The organism is Egibacter rhizosphaerae, assembly GCF_004322855.1.
Taxonomy (GTDB): domain Bacteria; phylum Actinomycetota; class Nitriliruptoria; order Euzebyales; family Egibacteraceae; genus Egibacter; species Egibacter rhizosphaerae.
Genome location: NZ_CP036402.1, coordinates 1,495,027 through 1,520,092, shown reverse-complemented (window position 1 = coordinate 1,520,092; position 25,066 = coordinate 1,495,027). Strand labels below are relative to the sequence as shown.

Sequence of the window (25,066 nt, the reverse complement as noted above, 5' to 3'; positions counted from 1 at the left end):
CTTGCGTGTTGCTGGACCCTCAGAATGCCCTCGGCGATTCGCGCCGGCCGGGCCGTTGGTCCCGAGGTGGCGGGACCTCCGGTACCCGCTCGGCTGCGACTCGGGAAGGGCAGCAGACGGTCGGATTCGGCTCAGCGCTGGCGGAACCGCTGCCGTGGTGGCCATGGCGCGCACCTCGTCAGTCGGTCAACACACGGGGCAAGCGAAGGACCGCCCCCGGGGCGGCCCCTCGCTGGTTCCGAACGCGTGGGTGACTGCCTACGGCAGCCAGTCCTGCCACACGTCCTCGCGCTCGTCGACCCACCACTGGGCCGCGTCACGCTCCGACTCGCCCTCGACGTCGATGCGGAACGTGATCTCGTCCTGCCACTCGTTCTCCATCGTGAAGCTCTCGAGGAACGCGTGGGCGTCCGGCTCCTCGTCGGCGAGGTCGGCGTTGGCCACCTTGAGGAGCACGTCCTCGGGATAGCCGCAGTCGCGTTCCTCCTCGGGGGCCTCGAGGCACTCGTCGGTCGGCTCGGGGAGCTCGACCATCGCGAGGTCCTCCTGCGCGTGCATCCAGTGCGGCGTGTAGAAGTAGAAGAGAACCGGCTCCTCGTTGTCGATCGCGGTCTCGACCTCCGAGAGCTGTGCGGCTTCCGAGCCCGACTGGACGATCTCGAAGTCGAGGCCGAGGTTGTCGATGATGTGCTCGTCGAACTGCACGAAGCTGGGATCAGCGGCAAGGAACCGGCCGCTATCGCCGGTCTCGGCGGTCGAGAACATCTCCTCGTTGCCCTCGAGACCCTCCCAGGTCTCCATCTCCGGGTTCTCGTCGATCACGTACTGGGGCGTGAACCAGCCGATCTGTCCGAGGGCGCCGAGCTCGCCGAGCTCGGCGACGGTGCCCTGATCCTCGACGTAGGTCTGGAGGTTGTCCTCGTGCCCCGAGGGCCAGACCTCGAGCACCGCGCTGATGTCGCCATCCGCCAGGCCGGTCCACTGGGCGTTCTCGTCGATCTCGATGACCTCGACGTCGTAGCCCATCTCGTCCTCGAGGATGATCGCGGCCACGTGGGCGTTCGCGAACGAGCCCGGCCAGGGGTTGGCCGCGAGCGTCACCTCGCCGTCGCCGGGTGTCTCGAGGTCGGGGTCGTCGATGTCCTCGTCCGCCTCGTCCTCCGGGTCCTCGTCCGCCTCGTCCGCCTCGTCCTCCGGGTCCTCCTCCGGTTCGTCGCCGTCCGGTTCCTCGTCCGGGTCGTCGGCGACGTCGTCCTCGATCGCGTCCTCGTCGGCGGCACATGCCGCGAGCAGCGTCGCGAGCGCCAGGACGAGGGCGAACATGATCCAAGGTCTGGTGTGCATCGTGTGGGTCCTTTCCGCTTGCCGGTTCGATAGCCGTTCAGGTCGTGTGAATGTGGCGGGCTACGCGGTCTTCATCGTCGCCCGCTGGCGCTCGGCCTCCTGACCCCCGCCGCCGAGCGCCTGGGTGATGCGGTCGACGAGGATCCCGAGCAGCACGATCGCGAGACCAGCGGCGATCCCACCCCCCACCTCGCGCCGCGTCAAGCCGTCGACCGCTTCGATGCCGAGAGCGCCGGCGCCGATGAGGCCGGCGATGATGACCGTGGCGAGCACCATCATCGTCGTCTGGTTGACACCCATGAGGATCGAGCGTTTCGCCAGGGGCAGCTGCACGGTGCGCAGGAGCTGCCAACGGGTCGCTCCCGTGGCGCGGGCGGCCTCCAGGGTCTCCTCGGGGACCTGGCGGATCCCCGCACTGGTGAGCCTCACGATCGGCGGCATCGCGTAGATGACGCTCGCGATGATCCCGGGGACGCGTCCGACCTGGAACAGCACCACCACGGGAACGAGGTAGACGAACGCGGGGAGGGTCTGCATCGTGTCGAGCACCGGCCGTAGAGCCGTCTGCGCCTTGTCCCACAGTCCGCCCGCGATGCCCAGGGGGAGGCCGAGGGCGACGGTGAGCGCCGTGGCGAGCGCGACCTGGCTCGCGGTGTCCACCGCGGGCTCCCAGAGGCCGATCGCGCCGACGATCGTCCAGGCGACCACGGCGTAGAGGGCGAGGCCTCCACCGACGGTCCGCCAGGCCGCCAGGGCCGACAGACCGGTGATCGCCCACCACGGCAGCCAGAGCAGAAGGTCGTCGCGCAACGGGTTGAGGCCCCAGATCAGCACGAAGTCGCTGAAAGCCCGTGTCGCCGAGCGCCACTCCTGCTGTACGTAGTCGTTGACGACACCGATCCACTCGGCGAGCGGGATCGCCTCCGGAAAGGGGAACGTGGCGGCCCCGGGCAGACGCCCGAGAAGCAGGCCCAGCGCGAGCCCACCGAGCAGCCCCGCCGGCCACGCCCACCTCGGAAGGCGACGGCCCCGGATCGCACCCGCCCCGAACGTGATGCGGTCCAGGACGACCGCGATGAGCACGATCGCGACGCCCGGTACCGCCGCGGCCGGCACGTCGACGGTCCGCAGACCGCTGAACACCTCGTTGCCGAGCCCGCCACCGCCGATCAACGCGACGATCACGACCATCGCGAGCGCCATCATGATCGTCTGGTTGATGCCGACGCGGATGGACGGCATGGCCTGCGGCAGCTGGATGGTGCGCAGCAGTTGCGGACCGGTGGTGCCGAGCGACGTGCCGACCTCGAGGGACTCGCTCGGGACGGTGCGGATCCCGAGCGCGGTGAGGCGGACGACCGGGGGGATCGCGTAGATCATCGTGGCGATGATCGCGGGTGCCTGGCCGATGCCGAACAGCACGATGAGCGGTACGAGGTACACGTAGGCCGGCGTCGTCTGCATCGCGTCGAGCACGGGGCGTACGACGCGCTGCACGGCCTCCACGCGGCCGGCGAGGACCCCGATCGGGACGCCGATCGCGACGCTCGCGGCCACGGCCACGGTCATCTGTGCCAGCGTGAACATCGCCGCTTCCCACTGGCCGATCATGCCGATCGCTGCCAGTGCGGCAACGGTGACGATCGCGATGCGCCAGCCGGCCGCGAGGTGGGCGATCACGGCCACGAAGATCATCACCCCGGGCCACCCCAGCCAGTCGAGCCAGCCGTTGATCTCCGCGAGTCCCAGGGCGACCGCACGCGCGATCGGTCCGAGCACCGACACGAACAGCCAGTGCTCCTGGCGGTTGGCGACGGCCCAGTCGTCGACCGCATCCACCCAGCCGACGAGGTCGATCCGCACGATCTCGGGGAACTCGCGTCCGAAGCCGCCGAGGCCCGCGAGCACGAGGAGGACGAGCACCGCCAGCCCGCCCCAGAGCGGCCCGTTGGCGGCCCCCCCGACGGGGACCCGACGGGTGGTGCCGTCGGTCGTAGCGCTCATGACGGGTCCGGCAGGCTGCCGCCGTAGATGGCCGCGAGCACGGCCTGGGGCTCCAACGAGCCGACGATGCGGCCATCGTCGGTCACCGTGATGGGCCGATCCCCGGCGATGGCGGGGATGCAGTCCCGCAGCAGGGTCGTCGCCTCGACCTCGAGGGCGGGCGTGGTACCCGGCCGCGCCTCGTCCGTCGGTGTCGCGATGTCGCCCGCGGTGAGTACGAGCGCCCGCGGCACCTCCTTGGTGAAGTCACGCACGTAGTGGTCGGCCGGGCGTTCGAGGAGCTGTGCGGCGGTGCCGATCTGCACGACCTCCCCGTCGCGCATCACCGCGACCCGGTCGCCGAGGCGCAACGCCTCCTGGAGGTCGTGGGTGATGAACACCATCGTGACGCCGAGTTCGCGCTGAAGGCGGATGGCCTCCTCCTGCATCTCGGCCCGGATCAGCGGGTCCAGCGCGCTGAACGGCTCGTCGAGCAGCAGGATGTCGGGATCGTTCGCGAGGGCTCGGGCGAGGCCGACGCGCTGCTTCATACCCCCCGACAGCTCGTCGGGGAACCGGTCGGCGAAGCCCTGCAGCCCCACCAGTTCGATGACCTCCTCCGCCTTGCCGCGTCGGGTCGCACGGTCGACGCCCTGGATCTCGAGGCCGTAGGCGATGTTGTCCCGGACGTTGCGGTTCGGCAGCAGCCCGAAGTGCTGGAAGACCATGCTGATCGTGTGCCGGCGGAGCTCCCGCAGCTGCGCGGCGTCGGCGTCCAGCAGCGACCCGCCCGCGATCTCCACGCTGCCCGCGGTCGGCTCGATGAGCCGCGAGAGGCACCGCACCAGCGTCGATTTCCCGCTGCCCGACAGGCCCATCACGACGAAGATCTCGCCGACGCCGACGTCGAAGGTGACCTCCTGGCACGCGACGACGCACCCGGTCCGCTCCAGCAGCTCCACGCGGGAGAGGTCGGCGTCGGGGGAGCCGACGATCCGCTCGGGGCGTGGCCCGAAGACCTTCCACAGTCCACGGCAGCGGATCGCGGTCTCCGTCCCCTCGGGCAGCAATCCGTGCGCGGGGTCCGGGGGAGGGGTCGTGGCAGCACGCTGATCGATGCTCATGCGGAACCGAACCACCCGGTGGCCTCGGGTGCGAGGTTGGTGCTGACGTGCTTGACCTCCTGGTACTCCTCGAGGCCGAGTCGGCCGTTCTCCCGGCCGATGCCCGACTGCTTGTAGCCGCCCCAGGGGGCCTGCGGGTAGTAGGGGTGGTAGTCGTTGATCCAGACGGTCCCCAGCCTCAGCCCGCGCGCCATACGCTCGGCCCGGGCGACATCGCGGGTCCAGGCGGCGCCCGCGAGGCCGTAGGTGGTTCCGTTCGCGAGCTCGAGCGCCTCCTGCTCGGTGTCGAAGGTCTCGACGGTCAGGACGGGGCCGAAGACCTCCTCGGTGATGATCCGCTGATCGGGGGCGCAGCCGAGCACGATCGTCGGCTCGTAGAAGAAGCCCTTCTGCAGCTCGGGGTGGTCCGGACGGCGGCCCCCGACGGGGATCTCGCAGCCCTCGGCGCGCGCCTCCTCCACGAACGCCTCGACCTTGTCCCGGTGGGCGGCCGAGATCAGCGGCCCCATCTCGGTGTCGGGCTCGGTGCCGCGGCCGAGGCGGATCCGGCGGGTGCGTTCGATCAGCCGCTCGGTCACCTCGTCGGCGACCGGGCGCTCGACGAGCAACCGTGCCCCCGCCGAGCAGACCTGCCCGGCGTGGAGGAACACCGCGAGCAGCGCGTAGTCGACCGCGGTGTCGAGATCGGCGTCCGCGAAGACGACGTTCGGGTTCTTGCCGCCGAGCTCCAGCGCGACCTTCTTCACGTTGCCGGCGGCGGCTTCCATGATCCTGCGCCCGGTCCCGATGCCGCCGGTGAAGCTGATGAGGTCGACGTCGTGGCTCGCGGCGAGCTCGGCGCCGACCGGGTCGCCGGGCCCGAGCACGAGGTTCGCGACCCCCGGGGGGACGCCCGCCTCGTCGATCAGCTCGAAGACCTTGATCGTGGAGAGCGGCGTGAGCTCGCTCGGCTTGGCCACGAGGGCGCACCCCGCGGCGAGCGCCGGTGCGAGCTTCCAGGAGGCCTGCAGCAACGGGAAGTTCCACGGGCTGATCTGGCCCACGACGCCGATCGGCTCGCGGTGAACGACGCTGCGCACGCTCGCGACCGGCGCGTCGACGACCTCGCCCGCCTCCTTGTCGGCGAGCCCGGCGTAGTACCGGAAGACGCTCGCGATGTCGTCCATGTCCATGCGGGACTCCACCAGCGTCTTGCCGGTGTCGGAGGTCTCGAGCTGTGCCAGCTCCTCGCGGTCGCGCTCGATGAGGTCGGCGATGTGGGCGACCACCCGCCCGCGGTCGGCGCCCGGCAGGTGGGGCCACTCACCTCGGTCGAAGGCCTCGCGTGCGGCGGCGATGGCCGCTCGGACATCGCGGTCGTCGCCCTCGTCGACGGTGCGCACGACGGAGGCGTCGTAGGGGTTGATGACGTCGCGGCGGGCGCCGGCCTCGGCGCCGCGCCACTCGCCGGCCAGGTAGAGATGGGACACGTGGGGCTCACGAAGGTCGACGGCGGGTTGTCCGCAACGACGATAACCGGAAGCCGCCGCGCCTGACAGCGCGCGGCCGATCACGGACCACGCACCGCGACGAGGATGACCGTCGTCGCACGAGAACGCTGATCCGCTCCGTGGCTCGAACGTCCGCCCGGGGCCCGGACTGCTACCGTCGCGCCAGGATCGCGGGTCGGGTTGCCGATCGCCGGACGCGGTCATGGTCACGCGAGGAGGCACGCGCGGTGGACTTCTGGTGCTCGGCGACGTACGAGCCGTGGTCCTGGACCCCCAGGCCGTACCTGGGGGCCTGGCTGCTGTCAGCAGCACTGCTGGCCTGGTACTTCCTCGCGCGGGCCCGTCTCGCGCCCCCTCGTGACGGCGCCCCGTCGCGACGCCAGATCGCGTCGTTCGTCGGGGGCGTGGTGGCGCTCCACCTCGCCACCGACTGGCCGATCGCGGCCCTCGGCGGGGGCTACCTCGCGAGCGCGCACGTGGTCCAGTTCATCCTGATCTCGTTCGTCGCGATGCCGCTGCTGCTCGCGGGCGTGCCGGCATGGCTCGCCCGCCGGGTCCTGCGTTCGGGCGGGATCGCGGTCGCCCGGTGGCTGGCCCGGCCGCTGCCGGCGCTGGCGATATTCAACGGGACGCTGCTCGCCACGCACAGCCCGCTGCTGCTGGACCCGTCCCTCGAGAGCCAGGTGGCCAAGCTGGTGATCGACCTCGCGTGGATCCTCGCCGCGATCGTGCTGTGGATGCCCGTCCTCAGTCCTCTGCCCGAGGTGCCGCGTCTGTCGCCTCCTGCGCAGATGGCCTACCTGTTCGGACAGTCGGTACTGCCGACGATCCCCGCCTCGTTCCTCACGTTCGCTGCGTTCCCGCTCTACGAGGTGTACGAGCTGGCGCCACCGGTGCACGGCTTCGACGCCACGATGGATCAGCGGTTCGCCGGCCTCGCGATGAAGGTCGTCGCGGGGTTGCTGCTGTGGGTACGCATCGCGCGCATCTGGTTCCGCTGGAGCGCGAGCGAGGAGGCCGACCCGCCGCCGCCGACCGCGGGGACGGCCGACGAGGTCGCCTCACGCCCGCTGTGAGCGATGAGGCTCGGGCGCGACGACACGCCGTCCCCGCATCGCCGCGCGTGGCCCTGACCGGCGGTCGAGCTACGAGCGGCCCCCCTCGCCCTCGTCCTCGTCGGCCGCGTCGTCCTCGTGCCAGGCCCACTGCTTGCCGGAGCCGGTGTCCTCCACCTCGCCCTCGGCTGTCTCACCGGGCTCCCACTGCTTGCCGCTCCCAGTGGTGCGTTCGCGCTCGGGATCGTCGGCGGTCTCGCCGGGCACCCACTGCTTCCCGCTGCCCTCGCGCGGTTGGCGCTCGGGCGGTGCCTCCCGGTGGCTGTTGGCGAACTGCTTGCCGCTGCCCTTGTGGCGGTTCTCGCTGCGCTGGTCGTCCGACTCGCTGGTCACGACACATCACCCCTTTCGAAGCCACGCTGCCCGGGATCGGGTGCGGGGAAACGACGGGACATCCCGGGCGGCGGTGGTGAGGGTCCTTGGTCCCGCCCGCGGTGGGCCGCTCGCCGGGGCGGCGTACGCGTCGCGAGGGGAATGATGCTGGATGTGGCGAGACCCGCGTCGCCACGCGCCGGGGCGTCGCGGACGGCCCGTACCCGGGTCGGGATGCCGCAGGCCCGACGGGAAGGAGAGCGTTATGGGAACGAATACGGAAGGCGCCCGCGAAGCCGCAGCGTTCGGTGAGGTGGGCCACATCGTGGTCGCGGTGGACGGGTCGGACACGGCTCGCGCAGCGTTGCGCTGGGCAGCGACCGAGGCCCGCTCCCGTGGGGCCAGCCTGTCGGTGGTGCACGTGTATCAGCCGATGTCCGCCGCCTATCCCTACCAGACCCTCGACGGCGGCGCGCTGCGCCAGCAGGTCGAGGAGGAGACCCGTCAGGGCGCCCAGGAACTGCTCGACGGGGTGGTCGCCGAGGTGCCCGAGCTCGAAGCCCTCGGAGCGGAGGTCGAAGTGCGACGTGGTCGCCCGTCGACCGAGATCCTCGAGGCTGCCGAGCGCGCGCACCTGATCGTCCTGGGCACCCGCGGGCTCGGTGGTTTCCGCGGGATGCTGCTGGGCTCGGTGGGCCAGAGCGTCGTGGCCCAGTCCACGATTCCGGTCGTGCTGGTGCCGCAGCCGTAGCGCGCGACCCGGTGGTGCCCGCGCACAAGCGGGGCCCGGCACCATGGTGCCGGGCCCCGCCGTGGTGCGCTGGTGCCGCGCCTACTCGGCGGGTCGGACGAACCCGCGCAGGTCGCTACGCCACACGCTGACCTCGCGCACGGGGATCCCCGTCCGGGACGCCTCGATCATCTTGCCGTTGCCGGCGTAGATCGCCACGTGGCCGACCGGGTTGCGGAACGCGGCGATGTCGCCGGGCTGGGCGTCATCGGTCGAGACCCGCTGGAGGTTCGAGAACTGGGCGCTCGAGGTGCGCGGGATCGACACGCCCTCCTGGGCCCAGGCCCAGCTCGTCAGCCCGGAGCAGTCGAACCCGCTCGGCGTGCTGCCGCCGTACACGTAGGGCGTTCCGAGCTGGCTGCGGGCGTGCTCGACGACGCGCTCGCCGATGGACGGCTCGGGCTCCGGCTCGGGCTCCGGCTCGGGCTCGGGCTCGGGGTGCTCCTCGCCGCGAAGGGAGATGCCGAGGGCCTCGAGCGTCTCGCCGTTGAGCGAGCCGTTGCCGCCCACGTGCACCGAACCGTTCCAGCGGTCGACGTGCTCGCGCAGGAAGGCGTCGGTGGGCTCGTGTGGTTGGTGGGGACGCGTGAGCAGGAGCGTGCCGTCGATGCGGGCCGACAAGGGGGCCGCGATGACCGCGTCAGCGAACGCCTCGCCGGTGGCGAAGACCGGCGTCGCTTGCTCACCGCCGCGCAGCTCGAGGGCCATCCTGGCGACCTCGGCGGACGTTGCGTAACGGTCGGCGCCGGAGATGCGCGTGACGTCAACGACGTGGTTCTGCAGGTCGTCGACGACCGCGTCGGCCACTGCCGCCGGCCCGCCGACGACGGTGGCGCGCTCCGCGCCCAGAGTCTCGATCGTGTCGACCACCGTCGGATGCAGGTCGTCGTTCGGGGTGAGCAGCACGGGCGCCCCGTTGGCCGTCGCGAGGGCGGTCGCGCTGATCGCGTCGGGGAAGTCCCGGCCCGCGACGACCAGCACCTCGTCGGCGGGCAGGTGTTCGGCGATGGCCTCGGCGGTCTCGTAGCGGGTCTCACCGCCGAGACGTTCCACCTGCGGCTCACCAGGGAGCGCCGCGATGTCGTTGGCGACGCCTCCCGCGACGGCGTCCTCGCCTCCGAGGATCGTCACCTTCTCGGCCCCGAGCCGTTCGATCTCGTCGCCGACCGCGGCGGGCAGACCACCGGCATCGGTGAGCAGCAGGGGTGCGTCCTCGGAGGCCGCGAGCGCCGCACCGCCGAGCGCGTCCGCGTAGTCCGACGAGGTCGCCACGATGACGTGGCCCGCAGCGTCCCATCCGTGCTCGGAGGCCTCGACGGACGTCTGGATCCGGCTGTCGCCGGCAATGCGCTCGGGCTCGTCGGCGGCAGCGATGCCGGTGAGGGCGACGACCGAGAATGTGCTCAATACGGTCAGGATCGTGAATCGACGCACGAGAGCAACCACGTGGGGGACCTCCTGGGGATCATGGGGGTTGTTGTGGGGGAAGTGGGGGTGGTGGGGGTTGTGGCCACCCGGTGCGGGTGGCGCTTCGTGTCTGAGCGGCTGTCGCCGCCCGGGGGGTGCCGCGCTGCCTTGTCGCCCCGACGCCACAGGGGTGGTGACGTCCGGGACGGCTCGTGGGCTCTGACGCATCGCCCTCGTGGACCCTTGCGCCCTACTAGATCGCTGGTATGACCGATTTGTCGGGTCGTGGGATGCCCTTTCGGACAGGTGTATGCCGGATTCGGCGAAATCTGGGTTGGGAAACCACGCGTGGTCTAGGTGTCGTTACGCGCCGAAGTGGTTATACGCCGGTTCCTCGCCCCGAGGTCACGGCCAGGCGTTGATCGTCCGCGGTCGGGGGAGGGTCGCGAGCGTCACTCGGCAACCCGAGTGACGAGCCCGGCTGAAACGCGTGGCGCGGGCGTTGATCCCGAGTCTGGCGCAGGCGATGAGCCGGCTGCCGAAACAAGAGGGGGTTGGGATGAGCAACGACGAGCCGGCACGGGAATTCGACGTCATCGTCATCGGCGGGGGCTCCACGGGGGAGAACGCCGCAGGGCGCGCGGTCGAGCGGGGGCTCGACGCCGCGCTGGTGGAGAGCGAGCTGCTGGGAGGTGAGTGCTCGTACTGGGCGTGCATGCCGAGCAAGGCGTTGTTGCGGCCCGGCGAGGTGCTCGCGGCCGCCCGCGCGGTCCCCGGCGCGGCCCCCGCGGTCACCGGCGGCGTCGATGCGGCGGCGACCCTGCGCACCCGCGACCTCCTCGCCACGCCCGACGACACGGGTCAGGAGGAGTGGGTCGAGTCCGCAGGGGTCCACCTGGTGCGCGGTCGTGGGCGGCTCGAGGGAGAGCGGCGGGTGGCCGTCACGGCCGACGACGGGGCGGTGACCCGCGTAACGGCTCGGCGTGCCGTGGTGGTCGCGACCGGCACGAGCGCGGCCATCCCGCCGATCGAGGGTCTCCGGGAGGCGCAGCCCTGGACCAACCGGGAGGCGACGCAGGCGACCGAGGTGCCGCGGCGGCTCGCCGTGCTCGGTGGCGGGGTCGTAGGCGTCGAGTTGGCTCAGGCGTTCGTGCGGCTCGGTGCCGAGGTCACGTTGCTCGAGGCCGAGGACGCGTTGCTCGGCGGTGAGGAACCGTTCGTCGCGGAGCAGATCACCGAGGCGCTGGCCGCCGATGGCGTCGATGTGCGCCTCGGTGCGCACGTGAGCTCGGTGTCGCGACGGGACGACGGCAGCGTCGCGCTCGAGGTGTCCGATGGCGCCAAGGTCGAGGCCGACGAACTGCTCGTCGCCGTCGGGCGGCGCCCGCGCACGACCGACATCGGCCTCGAGCAGGTCGGCCTCGAACCGGGCCGCTACATCGAGACCGATGACCGGCTGCGCGCCACCGCCGTGGCGGGCGACTGGCTGTACGCCGCGGGCGACGTCAACGGACGCAACCTGCTGACTCACATGGGCAAGTATCAGGCCCGCATGGCCGCGGACGTCATTGCCGGCCGTGACGTCACGGCGTGGGCCGACCACACCGCGAACGTGCGCGTGGTCTTCACCGATCCGCAGGTCGCCGCGGTCGGGCTCACCGCCGCGGAGGCGAAACGGGTCGGGTTCGCGACCCGCGTGCTCGAGGTCCCGACCGGCGCGAACGCCGGGGGCGCGCTGCTCGGCAAGGACACGCCGGGGACGAGTCGACTGGTGGTCGACACCGAGCGCGACGTGATAGTCGGCGCGACGTTCACCGGTCCCGGCGTGGGTGAGATGTTGCACGCGGCCACGATCGCGGTCGCGGGGGAGGTGCCCATCGACCGGTTGTGGCACGCGGTGCCCGCCTTCCCGACCGTCAGCGAGGTGTGGCTGCGCTTGCTCGAGCAGGCCGGCCTCTGACCGGTTCCGGAGGCGGCCCACCGAGCGCGGCCTGCGACGCGTTCTGCCGCCGTTCGTGACCGCCCGGACCGTGGGCCCGTCGCCCCACGGCCACCGCGCTCAATCGGAGGTGGCCTCCAGGAGGGCGTCTGCGGCCGCGACATCGTCGGGGTTGCAGCCGCTGGCGCGGGGGCGGACGGGGCCGAGACAGCGAACGGCCCCCCGGAGATCCCCGGCATCGGCGTACCGGCGTGCCAGGTCGATCGCAGCGCGCAGTTCCAGCGCCAGTGCCCGCTGTCCGGCGGCGACCTCGAGCGCCTGCTTGAGGAGCTCGCGCCCCACGGGGTCGGAGTGCAGGATCCCGTCGAGCCGCCAAAGCTCGGCGATCCAGAAGCGGTCTCCGTGGGCTGCAGCGGTCTCGCGGGCCATTCCCAGAACCCGCGAGGCCTCCTGCCGGCGACCCGTCTCGGCCAGCACCTCGGCGAGCAGGGACCACCAGAAGGGCATGCGGGTGCCCGCGTGCTGTGCACGCAGACGGTCGATGCCCTCGCGGATCTCGGCCTCGCCGGCCGGTCCCCCACGGGCTCGCCCCGCGAGGATTCGGCCCCACTCGCCGTAGTAGGCGAAGCCGTAGCGGTCGCAGAGCTCCCGGACAGCGGCCGCGACCGCGCCACAACCCTCGAGATCTCCGAGCAGGTAGCGGGTGATCGCCCCGTAGGCCTGCGCGATCGTCCGGTCGAAGGGGCGGTCGGTACCGGCGGCCAACTCGATCGCCATCGCGGCGCTGGCCGCCGCCTCGGACGTCGCACCGCTCAGCCACAGAGCGTGCGCCCTCCATGCTCGCGCCATGATCTCGAATCGAAAGCCGTAGAGGAAGGCCCCCTCGGCGTCGACCTGCTCCTCGATCCCCGCGAAACGCGCCAACGCGTCACGGGGACGCCCGAGGCTGGTCAGGGAGCCGGCGCTGGCGAGCCCAAGCTGGCGCGCCTGGTCGGGATAGTCCGCAGCTCGGACCATCAGGCGCTCGGTCAGGGCCAATGAGTCCGCGACCCGACCCCGGGCGAACAGGTGGCCCCATCGCGCCCCGTGGCTGCGCAGCGCGACGCTCATCTGGCCGAGCCGTTCGCCCAGTTCCGCGGACCTCGCGAGCGTCGTGCCGAGCTCCGGTGCCGCGTACCCGCGACGGGCCAGCAGCGGGGGCACGAGCGCCTCGCGCACCTCGAGTTCCCATCGGTCGCGCGAGGAGCTCGGCGGAACATCAGCCAGGAGCTCGAGGGCCCGGTCGTAATGGCGCACGGCGTCGTCGAGCGCGAACACCGCCGTGGCGGCGTCCGCGGCGATCGTGTGATAGCGGATGGCCCGCTCAGCCTGTCCTCCCTGCTCCCACTGCTCCGCCAGTTCCGCGGCCACGCTCTCGAGGCGGTCGCCGTACAGCTGCTCGAGCGCGACCGCGACGCGGCGGTGCCACAGCTTGCGGTGCGGTGGGGTCAGACGTGCGTAGGCGGCGTCCCGTAGCAGGTCGTGGGTGAAGTCGAAGGTGGTGGAGCTGTGTTCGCGCAGGAGCCGGCGCCGCCACAGCTCGTCGATCGCCGCGATGAGCGTCGCGTCATCGAAGTCGCCGGCGGCGGCCAAGAGTTCGAAGGAGAAGTCGCGGCCGACCGTTGAGGCCAGGCCGACGAGCTCGTCGGCCTCGGGGCCGAGCTGGGCGAGGCGCCCGGCGAGCACCGCGTCCACGCGGGCCGACCGGTGGGGCCCGTGGCGCGAGGATTCGACCATCAACAGTGGGAAGCCTCCGGTATCGGCCTGCAGCCGGTGGCGGTCCTCCCGGGGGAGGGGGAGGCCGCGCAGCATCTCGACGAGGTCCGCGGTTTCGTCGGCTGAGAGGGGTGTGAGTTCGAGATCGCGCAGGATCCCCTCGGCACGAAGTCGTCGGCACCAAGCGGCGAGATCGGGGTGATCGGCGAGCTCCTCGCTGCGCAGCGTGGCCAGCACGAGGAGGGGGGCATCCACCGTGGCGTGGAGTAGGATCTCGAGCCACGCGAGCGTCTCACCGTCGCACCACTGGAGGTCGTCGAGCACGAGCAAGGTGGCTTCCGGGACGGCGAGCACGGCGCTGGCCAACCCCTCGAAGAAGTGGCGCCGCCGCCAGGCGTCGGCCAGCGGTTCCGGGCGCCCCTCGTCGGCCTCCGCGCCGAGCTCGGGCAGGAGGCGCCCGACGGCGACACGGGATTCCCGATCCAGCTCGGAGAGATCGCGGTGAAGCCCCGGGGCGCGCAACCATTCCGCCACGGGCGCGAGCGCGAGGCGGCCCCTGGATGGGAAGCACCGGGCCCGTGCGACCCTCCCGCCGCCGCGGTCGACGGCCTCGGCGAACTCGGCCGCGACACGGGTCTTGCCGACCCCGGCCTCGCCAGCGACCAGCACCATGTGCGGCTGGGTGGTCGTCTGCCCCCAGTCGCCGTGCAGCCGGGCCAGCTCGTCGGCCCTGCCGACCAGCGGGACGTCGGCTCGCCACTCGGGGGCAGCGGGCACGGGGGCGACGGAGCGGGCGACGAGCTCCTCGTAGACCGTCAAGGTCTCCGGCGAGGGCTGGATCCCCAGCTCGCGGGCGAGGACGGCGGCGCAGCGGTGGAAGGTGCGCAGCGCGGCGGCACGGTCCCCGGTCTCGGCCTCGAGCGTCATCACGGTGCGATAGCCGGCCTCCTCCAGCGGCTCGAGTTCGACGCGGTGCCGCGCGTGCAGCAGTGCCGTCGCGGTGTCGCCCCGCTCCGTGTGGGTGGCCACCAGTCGCTCCAACAAGGTGATGCAGACGCGGTGGAGCCGCTCCCGCTCGGCGAGCACCCAGTCGTCGTAGAAGGCGGGCAGGAGTTCACCGTCGTAGGCGCGCACCGCGCCGTCGGCGGCGATCCGGAAGCCCGCGTCGTCGCCGGCGGCCGCGGCGGCCTCGGCCTCCGCGGCCGCGCGCTGGAACACGACGACGTCGACCGTGCCCGGCGCCTCCGCGCGCCAGCACACGCTGGTCGGATCGATCACCAGCCACTGATCGAGATCCGGCAACGCGCCACGCAACCGATGGAGCTCGCGGCGCAAGTTCGTTCGCGCTTGTGCGTCCGAGGTGTCCGGCCAGAACACCCCGGCCAGGTGCTGCCGCAGCTGCGGTGCCCCCTCGTGCACCGCCAGGTAGGCCAGCACACCGAGGGTCCGTGGCGATCGCAGTTCCTCGATGAGTGTCCCGTCGAGCGCCACGCGCTGTTCGCCGAGCAGGTTGACCTCGAGCATGCCGAGCCCCCTCCGGGGTGAGGCTACACCCGAGGGACGCAGGGGGGAACGGCGTCGACCGCGGGCAGCCGTGCTAGCCGGCCGGCGGGATGTTCTGGTTCACGCGGAAGAAGTTGTCCGGGTCGTACGCCGCCTTGACTCGCGTGAGCGGCTCGAAGTTGTCGCGGTACGTGGCGCGCACCCGATCGGCGCCCTCGTCCATCATGAAGTTGACGTACCCCCCGCCGCTCGAGCTGGATTGCAAGGCCTCCCAGTAGTCCACGACCCAGTCGCGGACGCGATCGGCGTTCCCGGCGTCCGGATCGGCGCCGAGGAACACCGCCGCCCACGTCGCGTCGCGGTGCGAGAACGCGGTCTCCTCAGGGCCGACGTGGTGCGCGGCTCCGTCGATCGGATACAGGTGCATCGTGGAGAGCGGCGTGGGGACCTTGGCGAACGTCTCGTGCGCCACGACCGCCTCGTCGGGGATGTCCGCACAGAAGTCGCCACGCCAGTACATCTGCAGCCCCGGCGGGTACAAGGGATCGAACACGGACTGCAGGGCCGGGAATGGCACCTCGTGGATCCCGTCGATCAGCGGTGAACCGAACGCGCGCACGGGGGCCAGGGTCTGCTCGGCCTGCTCCTGCGGACCCGTGTACACCCACACCACCCCGCAGACGTGGTGCCCGTGCAGCTCCTCGGGGAGCGGCGGCGCAGGCGGCACCGTGCCGACCATGAAGAACCCGTTGAGCTCCCTCGGGGCAGCGGGCAGGAACTCCCGGTACCAACGCAGGACGTCCCCCGTGTCGGCGACGTCGTGGAGCACCGGGCCCGCGATCACCGTGGCGACCGGGTGACACCGGAACGTGAACGCGGTGACGACGCCGAAGTTCCCACCGCCCCCGCGCAGAGCCCAGAACAGGTCGGCATGCTCGTTGTCGCTCGCGGTGACCAGCCTCCCGTCGGCGAGGACGACGTCGGCCTCGAGAAGGTTGTCGATCGTGAGTCCGTGACGACGGGTGAGGTGGCCCAGCCCGCCGCCGAGCGTGAGTCCGCCGACGCCCGTGGTGGAGATGACCCCCGAGGGGGTCGCGAGCCCGAAGTCATGGGTGGCGTGGTCGACGTCGCCCCATGTGGCGCCGCCCTCGACGACGACGGTCCGCGCGTCCGGGTCGACGCGGACACCGCGCATCCGCGAGAGGTCGATGACGAGCCCGTCGTCGCACACCCCGAGGCCGGCGCCGTTGTGGCCGCCACCGCGGACCGCGACGAGCAGGTCGTGCGCTCGCGCCGCGCGGACGGCCTTGCGGACGTCCGCGACGTCCGCGCACTGGGCGATCGCCGCGGGCTTCCGGTCGACCATCCCGTTGTGGACCGCCCGTGCCGCGTCATAGCCCTCATGGGCCGGGCGAATCAACGTGCCTCGCAGACCGGCTTCCAGCTCCGTGATCGCGGCTTCGGCCGTGCTCGTGGTCCGCTGCATGGTGAGTCCCTCCTGTCGGTCGTCCCGGTCAGTGAGGGCACGGTGCGCCGTCGAGCGTTCGCGAAGCGTTGCGAGCGCGAAATCTCTTGGCGCACTCGACGACGCCCGTCGGCGGCGGGCGAGGCGAGGAGGGCCGCCCGTGGGAGGCGGTGCTCAGTGCGGGGAGGGCTGCGCGGCGGGAACCGGGTCGCGCACGTCGCTCACGGTCCGCAGAAGTCGTGCGACCTCCCGGGGGCCGGAGCGTGGCGCGACGCGTTCGACGTCGCCGTTGTAGTTCGTGTTGGTGTTGACGTCGTAGGTCAGCAGCCGTCCGTCGGCGGTCTCCACGTACTCGAAGGCGACCACCTCGATGGCGTGCTGCGCGGCGAACGCCTCGTACCGAGCCACCAGCGCCGGATCCACCTCGTGGCGCAGCGTGAACAGCGAGCTCCCGTCGGCGCGGCAGGCGTCGGCCGGGCACAGCTCGAAGCCCTCGCTCGTGTCCACGTCGACCGCGTAGAGCAACCGCCCGCCGACGAGCTCGACCCGGGTGATGAGCGGCCGGGGTGCGGTGACGTACTCCTGCACCAGGCGCACCCCGTCGGGCGACGCCGGCAGCTCGCCCGCGGCGGCTGCCGAGGCGAGCGATTCGTGGTCGTCGAACGTGACCACGCCCCAGCCGGTGCCGCCACGGTTCGGCTTGACGACCAAGGGGGCGGGCACGTCGGCCGCACTGCGCGCCACGTCGTCGGGATCCTCCCCCGCGATGGCGGCACTTCTGGGCGTCGCGATGCCGGCGGCCCGCAGGGCGACGTGCTGGGCGGCCTTGCTGACCTCCAGCTCGAGTGCCCGGCGACCGTTGACGACCCGGCGACCGTGGGCCTCGAGCCAGTCGAGGACGGTGCGCGTGTGGGCGATGGCTCGGTCGTGGCCGCGGGTGGCGGCGCTCGCGCTCATGCGGGACCAGAACACCCCCTCGGGGGGAGGCGCATCGAGGTTCAGCGACCCCCCGTCGAGATGCCAGTCCTCCCAGGCGAGGCCCTCGGCCTCGAGGGCCTCTGCGAACGGTCCGAACCACGTGGGGTTCTCGTGCAGGACGTACACGGTCATTTCTGCCCTCGGGATCCTGGCGTGGCGCGATCGGACGTCGCTCCGCCCCTTGCGTTCACCAGGTTGCCGTCGTGACGAGGGTCGCGCGAGGCGGCGACGGTCAGTCGGCTTCGGGGCGGGCGTCCGACGCGGTCCCGAGCACGCCCGCCGCCAGCGTGCGGGCGGCCTCGAGCCGGGCGCGGTCTCCGGTCAGGATGCTCGCGGTGAGGCCTCCCTGAAGCAGCATCCCGAGATGCGCGGCGAGGGCTTCGGGATCGTCGACTCCGGTGGCCCGCACCTGGGCCTCGAGGAGCTCGGCCGCCTGATGGTGGTGCGCGCGGACGACCGGACGCATCGCCGGGTGCTCGCACGTGTCGCTGCCGATCCCCAGCAGGGCCCGTCCGGTCGGCTCCGCCGGCAGGTCGGCATCAATGTACGCGTCGAACACAGCCAGAACCCGGGCGGTCGGCGACGTCGTCTGCGCGAGGCGACGGTCCAGTTGCTCCTGCCAGCGACGATGCTCGGCTTCGAGTGCGGCTGCGAGCAGGCTCGGTCCCGCCTCGCCGTCCCACGCGGCCTGTGCGTGGGGACGATCGTCACACCGCTCGGATGCGCTCAAGTGCCCTTCGATCGCAAGGATGTCGGGAGCGGCACGATAGCGCGTGAGCTCCGATGCGCTCGCGAACCGCGACAGCTGCGTTGAGGCTCCCCCCACTGCCGCGGCGTGCCGTCAGTGTCACGCGAGGTGCGGGTCCGCGGCTTCCGCTCGTGCCACGTCGACGATCTGCTCGACCGGCTCCGTCGAGCAGGGCAGCCACCCGAGGTCGGTCGCGCGTGCGCCCAGCTGGAAGCGGGTCGTCGCGCCGGTCTGCTCCATCAGCCGCTGGACGCGCCGGCGCAACGTGCGTTGTGCGATCCCCATCTGGCGTGCGATCGCGCGGTCCGAGAGCCCCGCCTGCAGGAGGTGCAGCAGCTGCTGGTCGTCCGCGGATAGCCCGGATCCTGGCCGGGCGGCCGCGCCGTCGAGCACCAACGGGTAGGCCCGCAACCAGACCGATTCGAACAGGGTGCACAGGGCGTCCAGAAGGCCGCACGCGCTGAGGACCACCGCGCTCTCGCAGCCGGCGTCATGGGGTCCGTTGTCGAGCGGCACCAAGGCGCGGTCGTCGTCCGCGATGGCGAGCTTGAGCGGGAGGTGCTCGGCCACCCTCGCCTCCTCGCCGTCGCCGGCCTGGGTCCTCACGTGGGCGAGGATCGCGTCGTCGTCGAGCGCCGCGGCCTCGTACACCGCCCGGAACCGCACGTTGCGGGCCAGCACGCGCCGCTCGTGCTCGTTCTGCATCTCGGGTGGCGTGAGGTACGGCATGCGCGTGAACATCCGGATCTCCCGGGTGCTGCTGGCCTGAAGCTGCGCGAACCGTTGCATGACCGCGTCACGGCCGTGGATCACCTCGACGAGCCCGCCGGTCTCGTCGCTCGTGACCCGTTCCTGGAACTCCTGGCCGAGCTGTGCAGCCTCGATCCTGACCTGCTCGAGAGCGAGCTCGCGCTCCCGGATGAGCGACTCGACCGCCAGTTCCGGTGGCGCGGCCCGGAAGGCGGCGCGGTGCGTGGTGCGGTGAGCCAGCCCGCGTTCCTCGAGCCGTCCCAGGGCGAGCGCAACATCGGTGGCGGCCGCACCGAGCGTGTCCGCGAGCTCCGTGATGTCAGCCGCCTGCGTGCGGACCAGTAGGCGGTAACAACGCTCCTCGAGTGCGTCGAGACCGACGCGCGACAGCGAGATCTTGCATCCCCCCCGAGTCGCGACGGGTAATCGCTGGACGACTCAGCGTGGATGGCTTCATGATCCGACGCAAGTCCCGAATAGTTTTCGTGGCAATCCACCCGCGGGTGTGGGATATCCCGCTCCCTCGATCGAGGGGCCGTACCACCTCCGGCAAGGGGAGCCTCGCTGTCCGCCTGAGGCCGCTGGCCGGAGGCGGACACGACGGTGCGCGCCCTCGTCCATACGTTCCGTCGCACGAGTCGGTCCGCCGGCAACGGGAGTCGAGGCTCGACCCTTCAAGGTCCCGACGCCCTCCCATGGCCGGTGACCGCTGTCCCACCGGTGGCGCTCCCCGGGCACCACCGCCACGGAGGAAGGAACGGACCCATGAACGCACTGACCTTGCCCGCTCGGGTTTGGGCCCCCCTCGCGGTGCTCGCCGGATTCGCGGCGGTGGTGCTGGCCCTCCCCGCCGCGACCGCGCACGGGGAACCCGACGGAGCCGCCGACATCCACCCCGATCTCGAGGCCGAGTTGGCCGAGCCCGGGGTGACCGAGACAGATCCTGTACAGGCGCTCGTCGTGCTGGACGCCGACGATGACGTCGCGGCGGTCGCCGGTGACCGGGACGACGTGGTCGCCGAGTTGCGCGCCAGCGCCGCAGCCGCCCAGGGCGCACTCGACGAGCAGATCGAGCAGCGTGCCGAGGAGATCGGCGACCTCGAGGTCGTCAACCGCTTCTGGATCCAGAACATGGTCCTGGTCGAGCTGACCGAGCTCGGCCAGGCCACGACCCTTGCCACCTTCGAGGGTGTCGACCGCCTCGTGCCGAACTTCGAGGTCGAGGCGCCGGATCCGCAGCCCGGCGGTGAGGAGCCGGACGCGGCGATCGTCGACGACGAGATCACGTGGGGCCTCGACCGCATCGAAGCGGACCGCGTGTGGGAGGAGCTCGGCATCGACGGCCAGGGCGCCCGGGTCGCGACGCTCGACACCGGCGTCGACATCGACCATCCGGACCTCGAGGGGAAAATGGTCAGCGACGACCCCAACGATCCCACGTATCCGGGTGGGTGGATGGAGTTCGATGGCGACGGTGGGCTCGTCGAGTCCCAGCCCGCCGACAGCTCGGATCACGGGACCCACGTGGCGGGCACGATCCACGGGGGCGACGAGTCCGACGTCGCGATCGGGGCCGCACCCGAATCCGACATGATGCACGGTCTCGTCATCCCGGGCGGTGGGGGGACCTTCACGCAGGTGGCCGCCGGTATGCAGTGGGCCATCGATCCCACCGACGCCGACGGCAATCCCGCCGGCGAGCCCGCCGACGTCGTCAACATGTCGCTCAGCGCAACCGGCCTGGCGGACGAGATGATCGAGCCCACGCGGAACATGCGCGCCGCCGGTGTGTTCCCGGCCTTCGCGACGGGCAACGACGGCGAGGGCACCATCGGCAGTCCCGCGGCGGTCCACGAGGCCGTCGGCGTCGGGGCGACCGACGCGGACGACGATGTCGCGGCCTTCTCGTCGGGCACGACCATCGACCGGGACGACTGGACCGACCCGCCGAGCCAGTGGCCCGCCTCGTACGTCAAGCCCGACCTCTCCGCACCCGGCGTCAGCACGTGGTCCGCCGCGCCCGGGGGTGGCTACCGCTACGCCAACGGGACGTCGATGGCCGCACCCCACGCGGCGGGGACGGCCGCGCTCCTGCTCTCGGCCGCTCCGGACCTCGGGGTCGACCAGCTCGAGCGGACCCTCGTCGACACCGCGTTCTGGGACGATCGTTACGACGACGAGCCGCCGGACGTCCGGTTCGGCGAGGGCCGGATCAACGCGTTCGAGGCCACCGCCCGAGTGGCCATCGACAGCGGCATCACCGGCACGGTCAGCGACGACGAGGCCGGGGAGGCGATCGAGGACGCGCGCGTGGAGGTCGCCGGGACCGATCGCGTCGTTCGCACCGGCGAGGACGGCGAGTTCACCGTCCGCCTCGAGCTGGGGACCTACGATCTCGACGTCGACGCGTTCGGCTACGAGGAGGTCTCGGTCGAGGGGATCGAGGTCGTCGACGAGGAGTTCACCCAGGCGACGGCCGCGCTCCCGCTCGAGGACACCGGGGAGATCGCCGGGACCGCGACCCTGGCCGACAGCGGCGAGCCGATCCCCGGAGTCACCGGCGAGGTGCTCGACGTGCCGGTGGCCTTCCGCGACGAGACCGGTCTCGACGGGGAGTACTCCATCACGGAGGTGCCGGTCGGCACGTACGAGGTGGCGGCCACCCACCCGGAGCTGTCGGGACCCGATCCCGTCACCGTCGAGGTGGAGGCCGACGACGTCGCCACGGCCGATTTCGAGCTGGAGGCCCCGGTCGGCGAGGTCGCGATGGTGAGCTCCGACCCCGGCGACCAGTTCGCGGACTACTTCGACGAACGCGGTATCGACGTCGACTTCTACCGCGGCAACGAGCTCACCGAGGTCGACGCCGACAACTACCTCGCGATCGGCTGGGGGTACGACACCGTCACGCCGAGCGACGAGGAGTTCCACGCGTTCCTGGATGAGACCGCCGACGTCGGCACGGGCCTGTTGTTCCTCGACCACGCCTTCTCCTCGAGCAACGGGCTGCGGGTGCTCTCCGAGGTCACCGGGCAGCCGGAGAGCACCGACAGCACGACGACGTCCGCGGACGCGGACACCTCCTTCTACGAGGTGACCGACGAGCCGGACCACCCGCTCTTCGAGGGGCTCGGCGTCGAGCCCGGCGACCGCATCACGCTCGACGACAGCTCCCAGACCAAGTGGATGGCCTGGTTCGATGGCTACGAGGACGGCGATCGCACGACCATCGCCGACATGGGTCGTGACAGCGACGAGGAGATCTACGGCGGCGGCATCGGTGTCCACGACACGGGCGATCACCGCCACGCGCTCCTCTCGAGCCACGGGTCGTCCTCCACCCGCGGGCCCGAGGACTGGACCGACGACGCGTCGACGCTGTTCGACAACACGGTGGACTGGGTCGCCCGCGAGCCGGAGGAGGACCCCCCGGTCTTCGTGCACAGCGGCCTCGAGGTGGAGCCCGACCTCGTCATGTCCGACGAGGAGGTCGAGGTGACCGTCGACGTCACCAACGTCGGAGGGTCCGAGGGGGCGCACACGTCCGAGCTGCTGATCGACGGTGAGGTCGAGGACGAGGTCGAGGTGACGCTCGCTCCGGGCGAGACCGAGGAGCTCGACTTCCCCGTCACCCGCAGCGAGCTCGGTACGTACGACGTGCGGATCGGTCCGCTCACCGATGCGTTCCGGGTCCGCGCCCCGAGCGTGTCGCTCTCGGTCCTGGAGCTCGGTGGCGAGGGTCTGCCCGAGCCGGGCCCGCTCGCGCACGCCGACGTGGACGTGCTCCACGACGGCGAGCTCATCCCGATGGGCACCACCGACACGGACGGCGAGCTCGAGTTCGAGGCTCCGGACGTGGTCAGCGACGTCACGCTCATCGTGACGCGCTCGGCCGCGGGCGACGGGCTCGGCGAGGACCCGGAAATCCCTGAGCAGTACCTGCTCACCGAGGATCTCACCATCGCCGACGACCGGTGGCTGGAGCTGGCCCCGTACACCTCCGCGGATCTCGACGGCCCCACGGCCGACGACCGCTACCACTTCGCGGCGGTGGCCGACCTCAACCTCGAGCCGGTCGATGAGAGCCACGAGGCCGTGGCGCGGCTCAGTGGCGAGTTCACCGAGCCCTACGGCTACGGGTTCGCTCCCGGCGAGGTCGTGGTGTCCCCCGACATCTACCGCTTCCAGGCGCTGCACGAGCTGGAAACGGTCCCGCACGACTACCTCTTCGAGTCCGAGACGGTGACCGGCCTCGAGTGGGTCGGGCCGGTCGACTACGAGCTCTCGTTCGGCGGCGAAGCCCACGCCGAGATCGCGACCGAGGCCGGCGAGGGCACCGAGTTCGACGTCGCCTGGGACGTCGTCGACGGTCACGGCATCGCGTTCGACGGCATCTCGGAGTCGCCACTGGAGCCGTTCGCCGACCTCGATCGGGTGACCGACATGGGCGCGGCCCCGGAGCCCTTGCAGGGCCTCGACCCCGTGAACGTCGAGCTCGGGCTCCACGATCCCGACGGCGACCTGCTCAACTTGGGCCTTGCGGACTGGGACGACCGTTCGTTCACCCGCGACCTGCTCGACTACACCGAGGAGGTCGAGCCCGGTACGTACGAGATCGAGTTGGACCTCGACACCGGCCCGTGGAGCGGCGAACTCGACACATGGGACGGCGTGACGTTCCCGACGCGGGAGCTCTCGACCGATGCGATCGAGGCCGGGGACGCCCTCGACGTGAGCGTGACCTTCGAGGCGCCGGGTGACGGCGATCTCGAACTGCACGAGTCCGTCGCGGCGTCGGAGGCCGACGAGGTCGGTGGCGAGGAGGTCGGGCTCGGTTGGCCGGTCCAGGACTGGGACGGCTCCGTTCCGGCCGAGTACGACGACGCCGGGACGTGGACGATCGATTGGGAGGACGTCGAGGAGGGCGAGTTCGTCACCATCGACTACACCGTCGCCTCATCCCCCAACCTGTCGGCCGGTGACTACCACCTCCACGGGACGGTGACCGACGCCGACGCCGACGTCGAGCAGGAACTCGCCGGTGACGCCCACCTGACCGTCGTCGAGCCCGAGGAGGGCGGCGACGCCGGGGGAGGCGACGACGACGGAGGCCACGGTGACGACGGAGGCCACGGTGACGGCGGAGGCCACGACGATGGAGGTGACGACGACGGCGGTGGTGACGACGACGACGGCGGTGGTGATGACACCGGCGGTGGCGACGACGGCGGTGGTGATTACGACACCGACGGTGACCGCTCGCCGGGCGAGGACGACGGTTCCGACGAGGACGCCGAACCGGGCGCGGACGCTGGATCCGACCCGGATGCTGCGGCCCCCGAGGCCGACGACGTCGGCGCTTCCGTGCAGCGCTTGGCCGGCGAGGACCGGATCGAGACGGCCGTGGAGCTCAGCGCCGACGGGTTCGAGGGCTCGCACACGGCCGTCCTCGCACGGGCCGACGATCCCGCCGACGCTCTGGCCGGAGCCGGCCTGGCCGGCGTGCAGGAAGGGCCCATGCTCCTGACCCACGCCGACACGTTGCCGGACCGCGTCGCCGAGGAGCTCGAGCGCCTGGGGGCCAACCGGGTGATCGTGCTCGGCGGCGAGGCTGCCGTCTCGGACACGGTGGTCGAGCAGGTCGGTGACCTCGGCATCGAGGTGTCGCGGGTCGCCGGCGACGACCGGTACCAGACCGCCGCGGCGGTGGCCGACGAGATGGGGTCCACTGACGAGGTGTTCTTCGCCGACGGTCATGAGGGCTGGCCGGATGCGCTCGGCGCGTCGGCCCTCGCTGCGGAGACCGGCTCACCGGTGCTGCTCACCGGTGGCGACGGCCTGGCCGCCGCGACCGCGGAGGCCGCGGCCGGGGCCACTGCCACGATCATCGGTGGTAGCGCTGTCGTCGGGGAGTCCGCGGCGGCCGAACTCGACCGCGTTGCCGGGAGCGTGTCCCGCATCGCGGGTGAGGATCGCTACGAGACCTCGGCGCTGCTCGCCGAGGAGACCGTCGAGCGAGGCCTTGCCGCGGAGCGCCTCCTCGTCGCGACCGGTGAGCACTGGCCCGACGGGCTGGTGGCCGGCTCGGCCCCGGGGGTGCTGGTGCTCGTCAACGGCGACGGGTCCGGCTTGGCACCGGGCACCGAGGCGTGGTTCGACCGCCATGGTGAGGCGGTGAGCAGCGCCGATCTGATCGGAGGCTCCGCTGTGATCACCGCGGACACCGAGGAGGCGATCGCCGACCGGCTCGACCCCGGCCCGCTCCGTCGTCTCGGCGCGTGAGCGGCAAGGGGCGCCGACTCGCGTATGGGTGCCCGGGTCACGGGCGTCCGAGCGATTAGGGTGGAGCCGCCACGTTTGCCG

The 25,066-nt window shown here is 71.7% G+C and carries 15 protein-coding genes and 1 pseudogene; 4 read left to right on the top strand and 12 right to left on the bottom strand.

Annotated elements, in window-relative coordinates:
- Positions 1-258: 258 nt before the first annotated feature.
- The 4 genes from ER308_RS06990 to ER308_RS06975 are packed head-to-tail and all read right to left on the bottom strand — an operon-like array spanning position 259 to position 5,920.
- Positions 259-1,344, bottom strand: a complete 1,086-nt coding sequence (locus ER308_RS06990) for a glycine betaine ABC transporter substrate-binding protein (protein WP_131154309.1) — start codon at positions 1,342-1,344, stop codon at positions 259-261.
- 60 nt (positions 1,345-1,404) lie between these two features.
- On the bottom strand, positions 1,405-3,348 hold the full coding sequence (locus ER308_RS06985) for an ABC transporter permease (RefSeq protein WP_131154308.1): 1,944 nt from the start codon (positions 3,346-3,348) through the stop codon (positions 1,405-1,407).
- Positions 3,345-4,451 (bottom strand): quaternary amine ABC transporter ATP-binding protein, encoded by a 1,107-nt coding sequence (locus ER308_RS06980; RefSeq protein ID WP_131154307.1) that lies wholly within the window; start codon positions 4,449-4,451, stop codon positions 3,345-3,347. Before ER308_RS06980 ends, ER308_RS06985 begins: the two co-directional genes overlap by 4 nt.
- Positions 4,448-5,920: an aldehyde dehydrogenase family protein gene (locus tag ER308_RS06975; protein WP_205745948.1), complete on the bottom strand. Its 1,473-nt coding sequence runs from the start codon at positions 5,918-5,920 to the stop codon at positions 4,448-4,450. The genes ER308_RS06980 and ER308_RS06975 overlap by 4 nt, the downstream gene beginning before the upstream one ends.
- A 248-nt stretch (positions 5,921-6,168) precedes the next feature.
- On the opposite strand from ER308_RS06975, the gene ER308_RS06970 reads away from it, so the two are divergent.
- Positions 6,169-7,017, top strand: coding sequence for a cytochrome c oxidase assembly protein (locus tag ER308_RS06970; RefSeq protein ID WP_165491878.1), 849 nt, complete (start codon positions 6,169-6,171; stop codon positions 7,015-7,017).
- A 69-nt stretch (positions 7,018-7,086) separates the two neighbouring features.
- Here ER308_RS06970 and ER308_RS06965 read toward each other — a convergent pair whose 3' ends face one another.
- Positions 7,087-7,389, bottom strand: coding sequence for a hypothetical protein (locus tag ER308_RS06965; protein ID WP_131154304.1), 303 nt, complete (start codon positions 7,387-7,389; stop codon positions 7,087-7,089).
- Between the two features lie 244 nt (positions 7,390-7,633).
- On the opposite strand from ER308_RS06965, the gene ER308_RS06960 reads away from it, so the two are divergent.
- Positions 7,634-8,119: a universal stress protein gene (locus ER308_RS06960; RefSeq protein WP_165491877.1), complete on the top strand. Its 486-nt coding sequence runs from the start codon at positions 7,634-7,636 to the stop codon at positions 8,117-8,119.
- 81 nt (positions 8,120-8,200) lie between these two features.
- On the opposite strand, the gene ER308_RS06955 is transcribed toward ER308_RS06960, so the two are convergent.
- Positions 8,201-9,565, bottom strand: a complete 1,365-nt coding sequence (locus ER308_RS06955; RefSeq protein WP_165491876.1) for a cell wall-binding repeat-containing protein — start codon at positions 9,563-9,565, stop codon at positions 8,201-8,203.
- Between the two features lie 559 nt (positions 9,566-10,124).
- Between ER308_RS06955 and ER308_RS06950 the strand changes: the two genes are divergently transcribed.
- Positions 10,125-11,525: a dihydrolipoyl dehydrogenase family protein gene (locus ER308_RS06950; RefSeq protein WP_131154301.1), complete on the top strand. Its 1,401-nt coding sequence runs from the start codon at positions 10,125-10,127 to the stop codon at positions 11,523-11,525.
- 99 nt (positions 11,526-11,624) lie between these two features.
- Here the strand turns inward: ER308_RS06950 and ER308_RS06945 are convergent, their stop codons facing one another.
- From ER308_RS06945 to ER308_RS23145, 6 genes and pseudogenes are all read right to left on the bottom strand, one after another.
- The gene (locus ER308_RS06945; RefSeq protein WP_131154300.1) at positions 11,625-14,783 is read right to left on the bottom strand and encodes an ATP-binding protein; all 3,159 of its coding nucleotides are present in this window, start codon (positions 14,781-14,783) and stop codon (positions 11,625-11,627) included.
- Between the two features lie 73 nt (positions 14,784-14,856).
- Complete coding sequence (locus ER308_RS06940; protein ID WP_131154299.1) at positions 14,857-16,248, bottom strand: FAD-binding oxidoreductase; 1,392 nt, start codon at positions 16,246-16,248, stop codon at positions 14,857-14,859.
- Positions 16,249-16,401: 153 nt separating this feature from the next.
- Positions 16,402-17,337: an ATP-grasp domain-containing protein gene (locus ER308_RS06935; protein WP_131154298.1), complete on the bottom strand. Its 936-nt coding sequence runs from the start codon at positions 17,335-17,337 to the stop codon at positions 16,402-16,404.
- Between the two features lie 100 nt (positions 17,338-17,437).
- The gene (locus ER308_RS06930) at positions 17,438-17,935 is read right to left on the bottom strand and encodes a hypothetical protein (protein ID WP_131154297.1); all 498 of its coding nucleotides are present in this window, start codon (positions 17,933-17,935) and stop codon (positions 17,438-17,440) included.
- A 117-nt stretch (positions 17,936-18,052) separates the two neighbouring features.
- Positions 18,053-18,694 carry a helix-turn-helix transcriptional regulator gene (locus ER308_RS06925; RefSeq protein WP_165491875.1) on the bottom strand — a complete coding sequence of 214 codons (642 nt, stop codon included), beginning with the start codon at positions 18,692-18,694 and terminating at the stop codon, positions 18,053-18,055.
- A gap of 258 nt (positions 18,695-18,952) precedes the next feature.
- Positions 18,953-19,045: pseudogene (locus tag ER308_RS23145) on the bottom strand (hypothetical protein); the annotation flags it as partial.
- Positions 19,046-19,468: 423 nt separating this feature from the next.
- On the opposite strand from ER308_RS23145, the gene ER308_RS06915 reads away from it, so the two are divergent.
- Positions 19,469-24,985, top strand: a complete 5,517-nt coding sequence (locus ER308_RS06915; RefSeq protein WP_131154295.1) for a S8 family serine peptidase — start codon at positions 19,469-19,471, stop codon at positions 24,983-24,985.
- The last annotated feature ends 81 nt before the right edge of the window (positions 24,986-25,066 follow it).

Bases quoted from the DNA above. Each gene is read 5' to 3' on its own strand.
- ER308_RS06945 (WP_131154300.1), bottom strand. From the start codon at position 14,783: ATGCTCGAGGTCAACCTGCTCGGCGAACAGCGCGTGGCGCTCGACGGG.
- ER308_RS06990 (WP_131154309.1), bottom strand. From the start codon at position 1,344: ATGCACACCAGACCTTGGATCATGTTCGCCCTCGTCCTGGCGCTCGCG.
- ER308_RS06915 (WP_131154295.1), top strand. From the start codon at position 19,469: ATGAACGCACTGACCTTGCCCGCTCGGGTTTGGGCCCCCCTCGCGGTG.
- ER308_RS06925 (WP_165491875.1), bottom strand. From the start codon at position 18,694: ATGTTCACGCGCATGCCGTACCTCACGCCACCCGAGATGCAGAACGAG.
- ER308_RS06960 (WP_165491877.1), top strand. From the start codon at position 7,634: ATGGGAACGAATACGGAAGGCGCCCGCGAAGCCGCAGCGTTCGGTGAG.
- ER308_RS06935 (WP_131154298.1), bottom strand. From the start codon at position 17,337: ATGACCGTGTACGTCCTGCACGAGAACCCCACGTGGTTCGGACCGTTC.
- ER308_RS06950 (WP_131154301.1), top strand. From the start codon at position 10,125: ATGAGCAACGACGAGCCGGCACGGGAATTCGACGTCATCGTCATCGGC.
- ER308_RS06985 (WP_131154308.1), bottom strand. From the start codon at position 3,348: ATGAGCGCTACGACCGACGGCACCACCCGTCGGGTCCCCGTCGGGGGG.
- ER308_RS06940 (WP_131154299.1), bottom strand. From the start codon at position 16,248: ATGCAGCGGACCACGAGCACGGCCGAAGCCGCGATCACGGAGCTGGAA.
- ER308_RS06980 (WP_131154307.1), bottom strand. From the start codon at position 4,451: ATGAGCATCGATCAGCGTGCTGCCACGACCCCTCCCCCGGACCCCGCG.